The sequence below is a fragment of the Virgibacillus pantothenticus genome (assembly GCF_018075365.1).
Taxonomy (GTDB): domain Bacteria; phylum Bacillota; class Bacilli; order Bacillales; family Amphibacillaceae; genus Virgibacillus; species Virgibacillus pantothenticus.
The window spans coordinates 2689072-2703385 of the sequence record NZ_CP073011.1 but is presented as its reverse complement, the minus strand read 5'-3'; the positions used below and the strand labels follow the sequence as shown (position 1 = coordinate 2703385).

Annotated in this window: 22 protein-coding genes; 19 read left to right on the top strand and 3 right to left on the bottom strand. The window is 36.0% G+C overall.

Annotated elements, in window-relative coordinates; all coding sequences use genetic code 11:
• Window positions 1-67: 67 nt before the first annotated feature.
• From KBP50_RS12710 to KBP50_RS12700, 3 genes are read left to right on the top strand one after another with little or no spacing between them, the layout of a single operon-like run.
• Window positions 68-853: a peptide arginase family protein gene (locus tag KBP50_RS12710; protein WP_050352224.1), complete on the top strand. Its 786-nt coding sequence runs from the start codon at window positions 68-70 to the stop codon at window positions 851-853.
• Window positions 854-903: 50 nt separating this feature from the next.
• Complete coding sequence (locus KBP50_RS12705; RefSeq protein ID WP_328218133.1) at window positions 904-1356, top strand: phage holin family protein; 453 nt, start codon at window positions 904-906, stop codon at window positions 1354-1356.
• Between the two features lie 57 nt (window positions 1357-1413).
• The gene (locus KBP50_RS12700) at window positions 1414-2376 is read left to right on the top strand and encodes an N-acetylmuramoyl-L-alanine amidase family protein (RefSeq protein WP_083696816.1); all 963 of its coding nucleotides are present in this window, start codon (window positions 1414-1416) and stop codon (window positions 2374-2376) included.
• A gap of 32 nt (window positions 2377-2408) precedes the next feature.
• Here KBP50_RS12700 and KBP50_RS12695 read toward each other — a convergent pair whose 3' ends face one another.
• Entirely contained in the window at window positions 2409-2648 is a 240-nt protein-coding gene (locus tag KBP50_RS12695; RefSeq protein ID WP_050352226.1) for a MerR family transcriptional regulator, read from the bottom strand.
• A 256-nt stretch (window positions 2649-2904) separates the two neighbouring features.
• Window positions 2905-3051: a hypothetical protein gene (locus KBP50_RS12690; protein ID WP_157858478.1), complete on the bottom strand. Its 147-nt coding sequence runs from the start codon at window positions 3049-3051 to the stop codon at window positions 2905-2907.
• Between the two features lie 168 nt (window positions 3052-3219).
• On the opposite strand from KBP50_RS12690, the gene KBP50_RS12685 reads away from it, so the two are divergent.
• Window positions 3220-4902 carry a T7SS effector LXG polymorphic toxin gene (locus KBP50_RS12685; protein WP_210967588.1) on the top strand — a complete coding sequence of 561 codons (1683 nt, stop codon included), beginning with the start codon at window positions 3220-3222 and terminating at the stop codon, window positions 4900-4902.
• Window positions 4903-4926: 24 nt separating this feature from the next.
• The gene (locus KBP50_RS12680) at window positions 4927-5259 is read left to right on the top strand and encodes a hypothetical protein (RefSeq protein ID WP_050352229.1); all 333 of its coding nucleotides are present in this window, start codon (window positions 4927-4929) and stop codon (window positions 5257-5259) included.
• 557 nt (window positions 5260-5816) lie between these two features.
• Here the strand turns inward: KBP50_RS12680 and KBP50_RS22135 are convergent.
• Window positions 5817-6560, bottom strand: coding sequence for a helix-turn-helix domain-containing protein (locus KBP50_RS22135; protein WP_050352230.1), 744 nt, complete (start codon window positions 6558-6560; stop codon window positions 5817-5819).
• Between the two features lie 218 nt (window positions 6561-6778).
• Between KBP50_RS22135 and KBP50_RS12670 the strand changes: the two genes are divergently transcribed.
• From KBP50_RS12670 to KBP50_RS12605, 14 genes are all read left to right on the top strand, one after another.
• Window positions 6779-7000 (top strand): helix-turn-helix domain-containing protein, encoded by a 222-nt coding sequence (locus tag KBP50_RS12670; RefSeq protein WP_236691423.1) that lies wholly within the window; start codon window positions 6779-6781, stop codon window positions 6998-7000.
• Window positions 6997-7752 carry a BRO-N domain-containing protein gene (locus tag KBP50_RS12665; protein ID WP_076362107.1) on the top strand — a complete coding sequence of 252 codons (756 nt, stop codon included), beginning with the start codon at window positions 6997-6999 and terminating at the stop codon, window positions 7750-7752. Before KBP50_RS12670 ends, KBP50_RS12665 begins: the two co-directional genes overlap by 4 nt.
• Window positions 7753-7821: 69 nt before the next feature.
• Window positions 7822-8529 carry a phage antirepressor KilAC domain-containing protein gene (locus tag KBP50_RS12660; RefSeq protein ID WP_050352231.1) on the top strand — a complete coding sequence of 236 codons (708 nt, stop codon included), beginning with the start codon at window positions 7822-7824 and terminating at the stop codon, window positions 8527-8529.
• Window positions 8526-8765 (top strand): hypothetical protein, encoded by a 240-nt coding sequence (locus KBP50_RS12655; protein WP_050352232.1) that lies wholly within the window; start codon window positions 8526-8528, stop codon window positions 8763-8765. Before KBP50_RS12660 ends, KBP50_RS12655 begins: the two co-directional genes overlap by 4 nt.
• Before the next feature lie 107 nt (window positions 8766-8872).
• Entirely contained in the window at window positions 8873-9373 is a 501-nt protein-coding gene (locus KBP50_RS12650) for a hypothetical protein (protein WP_050352233.1), read from the top strand.
• A 6-nt stretch (window positions 9374-9379) separates the two neighbouring features.
• Entirely contained in the window at window positions 9380-9544 is a 165-nt protein-coding gene (locus KBP50_RS12645; protein ID WP_157858479.1) for a hypothetical protein, read from the top strand.
• A gap of 6 nt (window positions 9545-9550) precedes the next feature.
• Window positions 9551-9754 carry a hypothetical protein gene (locus KBP50_RS12640; RefSeq protein WP_050352234.1) on the top strand — a complete coding sequence of 68 codons (204 nt, stop codon included), beginning with the start codon at window positions 9551-9553 and terminating at the stop codon, window positions 9752-9754.
• A gap of 250 nt (window positions 9755-10004) precedes the next feature.
• On the top strand, window positions 10005-10178 hold the full coding sequence (locus KBP50_RS12635) for a hypothetical protein (RefSeq protein ID WP_157858480.1): 174 nt from the start codon (window positions 10005-10007) through the stop codon (window positions 10176-10178).
• Window positions 10179-10197: 19 nt separating this feature from the next.
• On the top strand, window positions 10198-11706 hold the full coding sequence (locus tag KBP50_RS12630; RefSeq protein ID WP_050352235.1) for an AAA family ATPase: 1509 nt from the start codon (window positions 10198-10200) through the stop codon (window positions 11704-11706).
• Window positions 11706-11984 carry a hypothetical protein gene (locus KBP50_RS12625; RefSeq protein WP_050352236.1) on the top strand — a complete coding sequence of 93 codons (279 nt, stop codon included), beginning with the start codon at window positions 11706-11708 and terminating at the stop codon, window positions 11982-11984. Before KBP50_RS12630 ends, KBP50_RS12625 begins: the two co-directional genes overlap by 1 nt.
• Entirely contained in the window at window positions 11977-12864 is an 888-nt protein-coding gene (locus KBP50_RS12620) for a RecT family recombinase (protein WP_050352237.1), read from the top strand. The genes KBP50_RS12625 and KBP50_RS12620 overlap by 8 nt, the downstream gene beginning before the upstream one ends.
• 132 nt (window positions 12865-12996) lie before the next feature.
• On the top strand, window positions 12997-13215 hold the full coding sequence (locus KBP50_RS12615) for a hypothetical protein (RefSeq protein ID WP_050352238.1): 219 nt from the start codon (window positions 12997-12999) through the stop codon (window positions 13213-13215).
• 6 nt (window positions 13216-13221) lie between these two features.
• On the top strand, window positions 13222-13977 hold the full coding sequence (locus tag KBP50_RS12610; protein ID WP_050352239.1) for an MBL fold metallo-hydrolase: 756 nt from the start codon (window positions 13222-13224) through the stop codon (window positions 13975-13977).
• Window positions 13978-14307 (top strand): hypothetical protein, encoded by a 330-nt coding sequence (locus KBP50_RS12605; RefSeq protein WP_050352240.1) that lies wholly within the window; start codon window positions 13978-13980, stop codon window positions 14305-14307. It abuts the gene before it with no gap.
• The last annotated feature ends 7 nt before the right edge of the window (window positions 14308-14314 follow it).

The following is a 14314-nucleotide window of genomic DNA, read 5'->3' as shown; positions in this document are numbered from 1 at the left end:
TTTTATGCAGGAAAATTGTTCCTCATTGTCGAAATTAAGTACTATAAGTGGACAAGGGGGATATTATATGAATTGTTGGATGAAAGATCATGAATGGAGAAAAAAAGTTCCTAATCAAAATATCTATTTAATGAGAGACCACAATTACGCTTTTTCCGCTTGGGAAATAGCTAGAATGAAGGCGATTCTTAAGCCTTATGCGATAATGATACATGTGGATTCACATTTAGATGATGTTTCAGATGCTATAGATGTCCCAGGTGTGCTAGGTGACATTCAATCATTCGATAAAGCAATTCAATTAGCAAAAAAATTTGATTATGGAACGGGAGAGTCACCAAATCATGTTTACATGTGGATTGATAGTTTTATTTGGCCATCAGTGGTTAGAAATACCATAGGTGATATTATATACGTTTGTGATGAGAACAAAAAGGAATTGAATGAAAACAGCATAAGAGATTGTATAAATCGGGATACACCAACTGATAATCATCATTCAAAAATTATTTTAGAAAACCTAATGGAGCAAAATAAAAGTATAAGACGATTTCACAGTCTTGAAGAATTTCAAAGTGGTAAAGGAGAGTTATTACTAGAGGATACCAATCGTAGTTTAATATTGGACTTAGATCTTGATTACTTTGTAAAAAGTTATAACACCTATCAAGAGCTGTACGATAGAGAACAGATAACTAATAACCTCGAATATTTAAAAAGGCTGGCTGATTGGGATGTTATTACAGTGGCGCTCTCACCCGAATATTGTGGAGGGGAGGAACATTGTAAATATCTATTAGATTTATTTGCCAGTACTTTCAATATAGAGATGAATGAATTGTTAAGTTGGTAAAGCCCTTAAATTTAAGTGCTTTTTTAATACCAAAAAACAGGAGGTACATGATGATAGACATGATTATTAATATGGCAAAAACAACAACGGCAGTCGCATCTGTCGTTTTTGCATTTTTATATGGAGGTTGGACAGTGTCACTAATAGCTTTAGTAGTGTTTGTTGTATTGGATTATATAACAGGTATAGCAGCAAGTGCATATGAGGGTAAGTTATCAAGTAGAGTTGGATTTTGGGGAATCGGTAAAAAGGTGTTTATCTTCGCCATGGTTGCCACTGCACATGTAATTGACCTGGTGCTAATTGATGCAACAGAGATTGAGGCTTTTGTAATGACGGCTACTATTTATTTTTACATTGTAAATGAGTTGGTCTCAATCTTAGAAAACGCAGGTAGATTAAGTCTGCCTATTCCAAGTCCGATCCGTAAAGCAATTAATATTTTCCAAGGTCGTTTTAGTGATTATGATGACGACACTTTAAAAGAGAAAAACGTTGATTAAGGCACTCATTCGGGTGCCTTTTTTATATTGAAAAAAATTAAAAGGAGAGGTTAAATAATGGCAAAAGTAGCAATTGGAGCAGGACATGGCTACCATACACCGGGTAAACGGACGCCGGACGGCGAAAGAGAGTGGTCATTTAATAATAAAGTAGTAACTGCAGCTGTGATGCATTTAAAAGAATATGGCATTGATGTGCTAAGACTTGATGATCCATCTGGTAAAACCGATGTGCCATTAAGCACTAGGACAAATAAAGCAAATGAGTGGGATGCAGATATTTTAATATCCTATCACCATAATGCCAATATTGGTAAATGGGGTAATTGGACAGGCACAGAAACCTATTACTATCCTGGTGCATCTACAGGGTTAGCTTTAGCAAAAGCTATCCATCCTAGCATTGTTGGCGTAATGGGTTTACGTGATAGGGGTATAAAAACAGCAAACCTCCATATGGTGCGTGAGTCAAAAATGCCAGCCATCTTAATTGAGGGTGGATTTATGGACTCGACAATCGATATTAAAGTTATGCGTAATGACGAGGTCTTAGAGCGTGCAGGCAAGGCTTTAGCTGATGCCATTGCTGATTATTTCGGTGTACAAGCTAAGCCGTCAAAACCAAGTAAACCAGCACCTGAGCCTAAACCATCTAAAAAATATAAAAGTGTTGTTGATTATATGAAAGATCATAAGATGGATGCTAGTTTTAACAACCGTAAAAGATTAGCTGAAAAGTACGGCATTAAAAATTATCGTGGTACAGCTAGCCAAAACGTTACGTTGTTAAATAAATTGCAGGGTCGATTTGTTAAATCTACCGCATCCAGCAAGCCAAAACCTAAATCCTTTAAAGTCGGCCAGAAAGTCACTGTCAAAAAATCAGCAAGCAAATTTGCTACTGGCGAGTCGATTGCAAGCTTTGTTAAAGGTAATAGCTATAAGATTATCCAAGTTAAATCAGATCGTGTGTTACTGGATGGTATTATGTCTTGGGTGCGTAAGAAAGACGTGTATTAATGTTAAAAAGCCTACTCCTTTATTGGGGTAGGCTATTCATCATAAGGTCTGTATTTTTTTCTAAGTTCCTCTAATTCTTTCTTTTTATCCAGAACAACACTCTTCAAAAATATCTTGGGTTGATCTTTAGCAGGCTGTAACTTTCCTGTTTTAACTAAGTGACCAACCCTAACTTTAGAAACACCTAATACTTCAGCCGTTTCAATAGTTGATAGCAAATTTTCATTCAGAAAGCTAAGAAGATCTGCATCTGAATCAAACTGGTATTTCATATTCTTATCGCTCCTTTCCATAGGAAATGATAAGCAAGATAATCCTAAATATATGGATTAAGATTGTTAAAGCAAATAGTACAATTATAATAATGTCATACTTAGATGGTTGTCCAAAATCAACGTAAAAGTACAGAATAGCAGCACCTATTAACAGCATCATGATATTAGTGTAACCAAATTTTTTTAGCATATTGTTATAGTGGATGTGGTATAATTTATTTGTAAGGGAGGTTTCCCTCCCTTGTGTTTTATGCTAGCGACGTTTCTTCTTGGTGGGAGAGCGTCGCTTTTTCTGTTTATGGTCTTTTGCTATGTCATGTATGTCTTTTGCACTTGATGTCAGAGCCTTAATGATTCCGGCTATTAAAGCGATTAGACCTATAATCTTTTCAACATCCACTTGCTGACCTCCTTTCTATAATTTAATTATACTATATCTATTTAAAAAAGTAAATAGATTTCAGTTAAAAAGTTTATTTTCCCATAAACAATTCCATATATTTTTTACTTTTAGTATAATGCAACTAAAGGGGTTACATTGAAATGATTATCAAGGGGATAGGAGGAGATGTTCATTAAGGCGCTTTATGTAAGCGACCTTCATAGCTATATCGACAAAACCATATCGCAGCTAGAACAAATACATACACAAGTAAAAAACATCCAGAAAAGCATAGAGGGTATTATAGCTTTGGAGGATGCGTTTAAAGGGAAAACGGCTAATTCTATTCGAACCTTCTATCAAGAGGTACACATGCCATTTCTGTTGTTCCTAGAAGGTTTTATTACGAATTACTCCGATACTTTACAGGAAATGAAAAAGTCGGTTCAAGACATGGAACCAAACAAAGATGGGGTTATTCGCGAGGATTTTCTTTCTCAAGATGTGCAACGAAGTTTTGAACGAATGGAACAGATTACTATGGCGTTAACGGATGAGGCAAATGCCGTTCTTCACTCGGTTAAAGATATTATTAACGTTCCGAATATAGACGATGGCGAGTTTCTTGATAACGTACAACATGCGAAAAAGATGAACCGACAGACGATAGAGAAGCTCCAGGCCTTTGACCGCCACAATACAGCTAAGCTAGAACCCATTCACCAAGATATTCGCATGATGAAGAATTATATTAGTCAAATCCGTGAGTTAGGAAACAATGGGAAGATACGTATTGGCAGCTACCAAGCAAGGCAACTAGATGATCAAAAGTTTCACAAAGAACTTGTAGCTGGTATTGAGAATAAGGCTGTTAGAAACGCAATTGGGCTAGAGGCAGTTCTTGGCGAAGCAGGCAAGCTTCTACTCTCTAGGTATATCCGATTTGCAGCTATTCCTATTCGATATTTACAGAAACATTTTGGATTGAAAACCATGGATTACAGCTATCGAGCTATGCATGCAGCTGTAGCGACATCGGGTGATCGTTTAACTACAGGAGAATTTTCTACCATTGAACACCAAGTAATTTCCGCAGTAGAGGTCTCGGACTATAAAAAAGTGAGACAGGGAACTTACTATACATTGGTGGATGGTAGAATCGTAAGAAAATATCAATCCGAATCTGGAAGTGTAGAATATGAATTAGTGGATACGATTCCTGAAAATCGATGGAGACCAAAGAAGCCAGAAAAAAACTGGCTAGAAAGAAGTATGGATGATGCAAAAGAAATGGGAGGAAAAATAGCAAAGGAAGCTTTTGATTTTCTCATTTGGGATGATGCAAAAACGGTGATGGATCCAAGAGCAACGCAACAAGAAAAGGAAATAGCAGCAGCTTCTCTTATGCCTCAAGGAAAAGTTTTTAAGCTATTTAAAGCTGGCGGAGTTATGAAATTTGCTAATAAGGGAAAACATACAGCGAAGAAAGTTAAGGGTACGGAGAATAAAGTACCTTCTTATGGAAAGAAATCAGTACCTGTAGGACCTTATCGTGAAGTAAATGGATTTCCGGTTAAAGTAAAGCCAGGAGCTCAGGAGAAGCATATTCCTAATACTCCAAACTATAAACAAGAATTAGCAAATGGAAAAAATAAGAGTATCTTCTATGGGGATAATAAAACAGCTCAGGAACTGCTCGATAAGTTTGCGGGGAAGGGAACTTCGATTAACAAAAATAAAGAAAGAATAGACTTTGGTGAACCAATAGGGAAATACTATGATCGGAAAACTGGTGAATACCGTGAGACTACTAAAGGATTGATACATTATGGAAAAGACGGTGCTCATATAGTACCATCCAGACCATAAAAAACATAAGAAAAGAGGATGCATATGGGGTATGACTTATTAATAGGAACATTAATAAATTATGAAGATAGTGACATGATACTAGAATGGGAAAATGGATTGAGGATTATTGGCGAACTAGATACAGTATTCGAAACAGACAATGGATTAGATGAGGATAATATAAATTATACAGAATATGATGCAGCTGTATTTAAAGTAAATAAAATTTTATCACATCCTTCTACTAATGAAGGTAGTGTATATAATTGGTTAAGACAAGAGAAAAGTTCATTGGTTGAAATCTCTCTCTACGATGATCCGCCAAGTGCAGTTTATTTAGCTAACGGACAATGTGTGTGGAAAAGGGATAGCTAAAAATAATAACGTAGTTAACATAAACACCTTGATCGGCCAAGCCTTTCAAGGTTTTTCTTTTTCATAAATTCTATTTATAAGTATAGGAACGTTTGTTTGTACCCTAATTAGAGTACACCTTTACCGTACCCTACGTAGAGTACAGTGCCGTACCCTACGTAGAGGACAGTATCGTACCCTACGTAGAGTACAGTGAAAATTTTTCCTTCATTATATGCAAAAGTGCTAAAGAAAATATTAAAGAAAATATATAAAGAAATACTTGTGAATGTGTTTTATATACTTGAAATACTATCAACGTAATTTTGACATGAGCCTTGTTAGGTATTTTTAACTATTCGCATGTGAAAATTTTACCAGAAAGCATTTTAAATTATTTATAAATGTGATAACATAGGAACAGACGTTCTGTTGTGGGGTAAAAAAGAACACATTTAGAAAGAAAATGTGCGTTTAAAGCTAAAGAATCCAAAATAGGTGGGGTATTATGAAGAAAGACGTTGATGTTAGGAAAGCATTGAAGCATTTAGGAATCTCAAAGGAAGAACTTTACAGAATTATTTATCGAATTGGCGTAAAGAACGTAAGTAGGCTATAATACCTTTTGCTTCATCTTCAGTGAGCTTTTTTCCATCTAAAACTAAATTAAATTCTTCTAATAATTTTTCATCGGATAGCTCTAATTTATCTAAAAACTCCTTTTCGTGTGAAGGAGTTTTTTCGTCCAGTCCATGTTTGTTTAATATTTTATTTAAACTCTCCAACAGATCTTCCATTTCATCATCTTTTAAATAACTAAGTATCTGTTTAAAAGTGTTGTAGTTAAAAACAAGGTTGAATTCTTCGATAGTTTCTTCTCTTTCAGTATCTGTTAGCTCGCCTTGGTTTGAGAAGTATTCTTTAAAATCATTATAAGAGTAATTTTTTCTCGATAAATTTTCTCGATCAAAATAAAAATATAAAATTTCATTTAGACAATCAAATATATCTTTACGTAAGTCTTCAAAAAATTTCCCTTCATCATCTGTTAACTTTTGCAGAGTTTCTAAAATCACTAAGCGAGTATTTTGCCCGTAGTGTTGTGATTCGCTCTCTCCTACAAAACCACCATTATCATTGTTTAATAAATAGCTTACAGAAACCCCTAAAATATCAGCAATTTTAACGGCTAGTTCAGCACTTAAGTTTCTTTCTCCTTTTTCTATGTCATAAAAATACTGTGCTGAAATTCCTAATTGCTTGGCTATTTTTGTTCCACTTATCTTTTTTTGTTGCCTAATTTCCCTAATTCGATTATCCATAGTTAGACACACTCCTTATATAAGCAAATAGCTTAGCTTCTTTAAAGATACCATTGCCTATAGTTAAAATCAATAAGCAAATAGCTGAAAAATTAAGCATAATTAAGCAAATAGCAGAAAAACCAGTATATTTACTCTTAAATACAGCTATTTGCTTAATTTTAGGCTTTGAAATAATTAAGCTATTAGCTTAATGTTGTTTTCGGGAGGTGATCATAATGAATATGAATTTTTCTGATGAGGTTAAGAAAATCTTAGAACAACGAGAAATGCGCTATGTAGACCTCGCTCGGATGACTGGTTACAGCGCGCAATATATTTCAGATCTTATTGCCGGGAAAAGGCGTTGGAATGAGGATGCAATAAATAAAGTGTGCCTGGCATTAGATATAAAGATTCTATACGAAAACATTGAAGAGCTGAAGGAGGAAGTAAAATGAATGAATTACAAACATTTGAAAATGAATTATTTAAAGTATCTGCAAAGCAAGAAGGCGAAGAAATTATGTTCGATGTTGAAGAAGTTGCGACGTCTTTAGGATTAACTCAAAGAAAAGGAAAATCAACTTTTGTTAGATGGGAAAGAGTAAACAGTTATCTTCCTGCTAATTCCCCAGAAGTGGGGAAGGGTGATCTAATCCCTGAACCACTAGTTTACAAACTAGCGTTTAAGGCTTCGAATGATATCGCAGAAAAGTTTCAAGATTGGCTTGCTATTGAAGTTATTCCGCAGATTAGAAAGACAGGTTCTTACGGATTGGACACATCACAACTAAGCCCAGAACTTCAGATGTTTAATGGTCTATTTCAATCGTTAGCAAAACAGGAAATGGAAACAAAGAAATTAGCAGGAGAAGTGCAAGGCATACGGGATGTAGTCGCTCTTAATACGACAGACTGGAGAAAAGATGCTCGTCAATTAATTAGTAAAATGGCACAGTCACGTGGAGGATTTGAAGCTTACAGGGAAGTTAATAGTGAGATTTATAAAGAAGTTGAACGTCGGGGGAAATTTGATCTATCCAGACGTTTGACTAACAAGCGTAGACGGTTAGCGGATGAAGGGGTTTCTAAATCAAAAAGAGACAAGCTTACCAAAGTGGATGTTATTGCGGATGATAAAAGATTAATAGTAATTTACATTGCCGTGGTTAAGGAATTTGCTATTAAGCATGGGGTGAAGGTGGATTAGACGCAAGCAAATGTATCATCGGCTTTATGGTCGATTGCGAAGAACCAAAAGGGATATAGGAGGAAAAGTATGAACGAGTTAATACCAACTAAACAAAGTAATGAAGGTGAAATTTTAGTTATTGGTAGAGACTTACACGAATTTTTAAATGTAGGAACAAACTACAGAGATTGGATTAAAAGAATGATTGGTTATGGTTTTTCGGAAGGGATTGATTATGTTGTTGTAACTGAAAAAGTAGACGCTCAAAAAAGAGCGCGTACTTATGAACAACAAAATCACCATATAAAAATAGACATGGCAAAAGAAATATCCATGCTACAACGGAACGAAAAAGGTAAACAGGCACGTCAATATTTTATAGAAGTAGAAAGGCGCTGGAACAGTCCTGAAATGATTGTGCAGCGCGCCATGGAAATACAGCAAAGAAAAGTATTGGAATTAGAACAAACACTTGAAAAGCAGAAGCCATTGGTTGATTTTGCGGAGGCTTGCATGACATCTGAAAAAAGCCTGCTAGTTAGAGAACTAGCGAAGCTAGCTTCTAAGCAAGGAATTAAAACTGGTGAAAAAAGGTTATGGCAGAAATTAAGAGAATGGGGCTTGGTGTTCAAAGGAAGAAACGAGCCTTATCAAGAGTACGTGGAACGGGGCTACTTTGAAATATCACAAGGGGTTAAAGAGACAAGTAAAGGTTCTTTAACTTGGACGACAATGCGAGTAAAACCAAAAGGTCAAGCTTACATTATCAATAAATTGAAGGAGGAAGCGAAATGAAAGGCTCAGACGAATTTCACCTAGAAATATCGCAGGAACGATTTGACGACATCATGCAAGGCGATCCAGCTATAAGGCAACAACGTGCTAAATATCTAAAAGAAGATATGGAAGAAATATTTATCCTACCTGACGACAATGCTCATTTAGAAGTGAAAGAGCTATATGAGCAAATTAAAGCTGTAGCAGATGGTTTAGACGATAAGGCGTTAGCAACCAGGAGGAATTGGTTTTGAAAAAGTTACTGGATCCTGATGTGTTTTACCCTGTTGCATTTGGTCTTGTCGTAGTTGGTAATTGGTTGATTTTGATTAATAGCTTTTGAAGGGGGGATAAAAAGTATATGCAAACGCTAGATGCTCCAGTTTTTGAAGTAAAGCAAGATAGTAATTGGTATAAAGAAGAGGTTGAAAGAAGGGAAAAAACAAAAGAATTTTTCAACAAAATACAGAATAGCTACATTCGAGATAACGGTTTTGCTTTTTACCATGAATCACACTTCGGAATCTATGCTGATTCAAAAGATTACGAGATTTATAAGAGCGAACTAACTAAACATCCCGATAAAAACGGCATTCATGCATTCAAAAAGAGATCGACGCATTACAAATTATTTAAAGAAATGCTAGATGAAATTCCGAGAATAAGTCCGTTTAAACCTCATGATGTTTTCGGACTTAACAATATGAATCAAAGTCAATGGGTAAGTGATAGATGGTTTTATTCAGTGAAAGATGAAAATAAAATTCCAAAAAAGTCGATTGGAATAAAGATCGAACCGATTAGCTATAAAAAGTATTTGGAAATAGTTATGAGCATTATTGAAGAGAGCGAAGGGCGGTGAATCAAAATGAGTAACTGTTTTGAAGATGAAACTGGCAAATCTCCTGAAGAACTAACTCAGGAAGAATTCAATAATCTATCTGATGAATTGAAATGGCTTGCTTTTGAAAATTTAATAGAAATGTTTTACGGGGTTTCTGAGGAGTTAGAAGAAGCTCTTGAAGGGGAGTGAAACAAGGTGTACCAAGTCAAGATTACAGATTTAGGAAGAAACAATGTGACTGTTACTGAAGATATGGAGGTAGTGAATTTCAATAACCTTTTAAGCATGGTACTTCCGCATCTAGTTTCATCAGATATACATTTCGTGGTTAATTATGGTGTCGGCTATGTTCATGCAGGATTTCGCTCTGTTGGAAAAATAGAAGTAACTCCAATTTAAAAGGTAGGTGAAGCAATGCATTGTCCATTTTGCAAAAGGGCGCCGAGAGATATTCCTGAATAATTGAGCAAGCAAACGTCAATGAAATGAGTCCAGAAGATTACGTGAGAATGGATGAAGGAACTTACCATGCTGAAACAGACTTGTTTTGCTGTACGGACTGTTTGGCTTACCTTTGAACACAGACTTAGCAAAAGTTTTTCGAGACTATAGAAAGCAAGTTATACCACTAAAAAGGTAGGTGAGGATAATGCAGAAACCTGAAGGATTAACTTACAGAAAAAATGCCATTTACGCGGTTTATAAAGGAGAATCGATGTTGGCCATGGGAACCGCAAAAGAGCGTGCAGAAGATTTAGAAGAAATTGCAGAAGAACTGTCTGGTGTTGTTGAAGTCTTAATTGTTGAATTGAAAGATATATAGCGGAACAGGAGGAACTATCATGCAAATCGAATTTAAATCTCTTAAACTACAAAACTTTAAAAGTCACCAGGATCTTACCGTTAACTTTGGCGAGCGGACGGTAATCACTGGTGACAACGCAAAAGGGAAATCAACAATCCCTGAAGCCATTACATGGCTATTATACGGGACAGATACATTAGGAAGCAAGTTAGACCCTAGTCCAATAACATATGAAGCTGATGAAACAATGGTTTCGCTATTAATGGATATAGATGGTACTGAATTGTTGCTAGGCCGTGAATTAAAAAAAGGGAAAGCTAAATATTACATTAACGAAGTGCCAAGTAAGGCAACGGATTTCAATGAAATGCTTGGCCAATATTTTAACAAGAGTATGTTCTTATCGTTATTTAATCCGAATTACTTCTTTACATTAAAGTGGACAGAGCAACGTGAAATGATTTTGCAATACGTGTCTGCTCCTTCAAATAAAGAGGTGTTTAAGGAGTTACCTGAAGCTCAAGCGAAAAAGCTAGCAGAATTGCTAAAGAAACATTCTTTGGATGACCTAGAAAAGATTCATCGTACAAACAAAAATAAATTAGACAAGCAATATATAGCTGCACAAAGCCGTACCAAAACGTTGAAAGAACAACTAGAAAATAATGCTCCAAAAGTGCCCTTGGAGTCACTGCAAGCAGAGTTGAGTGTTTTAACAAAACAGCGAGATGAAATTGAAAAAGTTACTGATGTAGCTGGAGATACAAACAGTAGAATTAATATCATAAACAGTAAGATCGAATCTCTTACTATTCAAATAGAGAGAGGTAGAGAGCAACACGCAAAAGTTAAAAATACACAAATAGAACAAAATTGCTATGCGTGTGGCCAAGAGTTAACGGAAGAAGCTAAAGCAGAGGCTTTAAAATCCGTTGATGCTAATGCGAAAGCAATTGCTAGGAATGTCAATCCAATGATAAAAGAGCGAAAAGCATTAAGAGAAGAACTTGCAACATTAGAATACATCGATGTGAGCGAACAGCTTGAAAAAGCTAGAAAATTACAAGAGCAGATTAATCCTATTGAACAGGAAATTAACAAGTATAAACATTTTGAAGCCATGAAGGAGCAGCTAGAAGAGGCACAACAAGCAGAGAAACAAATTCTAGTATCGCTTAACGAGTCCATTTTCATTATTGACAGCATAAAAGACTTTCGTGCGAAGGAAGCAGAACTACAAGCTAAGAAAGTTCAAGATCTCTTTGAAACACTGTCTATTAATTTATTCGAAGAGCTCAAGAACGGAGAAATTAAAGCAACCTTTGAAATTGAAATGGATGGTAAAGGCTACAGTAAACTTTCTTTATCCGAATCAATTCGAGCAGGTCTTGAATTACGTGAAGTACTGTCTCAACAAAGCAATATTAATGTGCCTGTGTTTGTAGATAATGCTGAGTCTATTACCAAATTTAAAGAGCCTACAGGGCAGTTGATAATGGCTAGAGTTGTGGCAGAACAAGAATTGAAAATTGTGGGGGATAAATAATGGCTAATAACTTAATTAAAAATAAAACGAAAGTTTTCTATACAGTGAAAGTTAAAGAAGGAATGTTTGTAAGACGCGCTGAGTTTGCTGGTGGTAGAGTTATCGATTTGAATGTCACTGATCAAGAAAGCGAGTCTTATAAGTATGAAAATAAAGAAACGGCAATAAAGATTGCCCTGTATACGAACGGAAAAATTATTAAGCATTCAAGAACAGAAGTAATTACAGAAATCACAGAAGAAATTCACGTTATCAAGGAGGACGTTAATAATGGCTAATCAAATCGTTGCAACAAATACAGGTGAACTGACTCAAGAGGATGTACAAACGCTAAAACATACAATTGCAAAGGATTTAAATGATTCGCAGTTCAAATTGTTTCTAAGTATGTGTGAAAAAACAGGAGCTAATCCAATTGTAAATGAGATCCACCCAAGCGTTTTTAAAGGTCAAATGACAGTACAGTTTGGATATGACTTCTATATTCGTAAAGCAAAAGAAGCTGATGGTTATTTAGGGTACGACATTCAGCTAATTCATGAAAACGACGAGTTCAAAGTTGGTCGTAAAACAGACGACAGTGGACGCTCTTATATGGCGGTAGAACAGCACGAAGTTACATTTCCACGAGGTAAAGTAATAGGTGGCTACGCTATTGCTTATCGTGAAGGAGTTACACCTTTCATGGTGCTTATGGAAGTTGATGAGGTCGATCACTTACGTAAATCAAATATTGGTATGCAAAAAACAATGTGGAATAACTATTTTAGCGACATGTTTAAGAAACATATTTTAAAGCGTGCTCTTAAATCACAGTTTGGCTTAGAGTTTGATGACCAGCCGGTTGAAGCAACTAATGAAATTCCTGAATACAAGCCTGGGGAACGCAAAGACATCACTCCTAATCAAGAGGTTGTTGAACAGCCAAAAGAAGAACAGGAAGATAAGATGGCTGGTTTACGTCATCAAATGAAACAGAAGTTTGTGCAACTTGGAATAACTGACAATGCATCTATTAATGGTTATCTCAAAGCAAACAATGTTGAATTAAGCAATCCAGCAACAGAAGCTGAACTTATTGGTTTAATTGAATTGTTGGATATGAATATTGATATGCAACAAGCAAAGGCATCTTCGGATGATGAACTACCTGAATAAGTTTTTGCCAAAGATTATCGTCTATGACAGAAGCCCCGATTGCCAACTTTGTGGAAAAGAAATGAATCCTGGAAATGAAAACTATTACCGTGGGCGTAGCATTTGCCCACGGTGCAAGGAGGAATTGGGAAAATGACCCAAATCAGTAAAGACATATTGAATTTTGTAGAAGAAGCGAAGAGAGAGTTTGAAGCTTATCCGTTCCTTGAGACATATAGAAATCAAAACGAAACACTAATAGCACTAAGAACAGGCGAAGATCGTGATTGTATTGCGATTTACAGACTTGACGGATACGTGGCCAATTTTGTTCAGCAAATGCAGCCATTGCCGTTAAAAAGGTTTTGGTGAAATGATATGAAAGTAAACATACTAGCTTCCGGTTCCAACGGTAACTGTATTGCATTGACTGTTGGCAATTCTACCATTCTAGTGGATGCTGGGATAGCCAAAACAAAAATTGAAAAGCGACTCCTTGATGTAGGGATTGTGCCAACGAATGTAGTTGCTATCTTTATCACTCATGCCCACAAAGACCATACAAAAGGATTGCCATTGGCTAATAAGTACAATATTCCTGTGTACGCAGGAGAAGAAGAATGGAAGGATATTCAAAGTGTTGGTAAGGACTTAGTAAGCTTTATTGGTCAGGAAAGTGTTCTGTTTGATTACGAGGGTTACAATCCTTGGATAGAAATTATTCCATTCGATGTTCACCATGATGCATACGAACCAAAGGGTTACGTTATTCAAAGTGAAAACAGCAAAATTTCTATTTGCTTGGACACAGGCAAAGTAGACAGGGAAATGATTCAAGCTATGCAAGATTCTAGAGTTTATATAATCGAGAGCAACCATGAGCCACGAATGGTAGAAGCATCTACTTATCCAGATAGTGTAAAGGCTCGAATCTTATCAGATGTAGGACATTTATCCAATAAACAAACAGCAGATACCTTATCTGAGCTTGTCAGGGGAGTTGGGGAACAAATCTATCTAACTCACTTATCTAGTAATAACAACATGCCAGCTCTAGCCGAAATGACCACAGTTAGAGCGTTAAAACAAAAAGGCTTAGATCGAGATAAACATTATAAATTGGAGGTTATATAGATGGTTGTTAGAGTGCCGAAAGAAGTTGCTGAGGCCTTCGATTACTTTAAGAGAGTTTGTCCAAATGAAGATATCCGTAATTTAACGTTTATGGCCATCCCATATTCTGCAATAAAAGGTAAGGGAGCCGTCTTAAAAGAGTTTGCTCAAAGTTATCCAACGGATTATATAAAAGCCATAAGCAATGGTTACCTGCCTATTGTTGATGTTCAAAAGGAAGTAGAGGATATGATAAACGAATGGCTTGAAAAACCATATGTAGATGGTGAAAAGAAGGATATTGAAAGGTTTGCAGCTATGATAACCAATTATTTTCAAGTACAAAAATGAACGGATG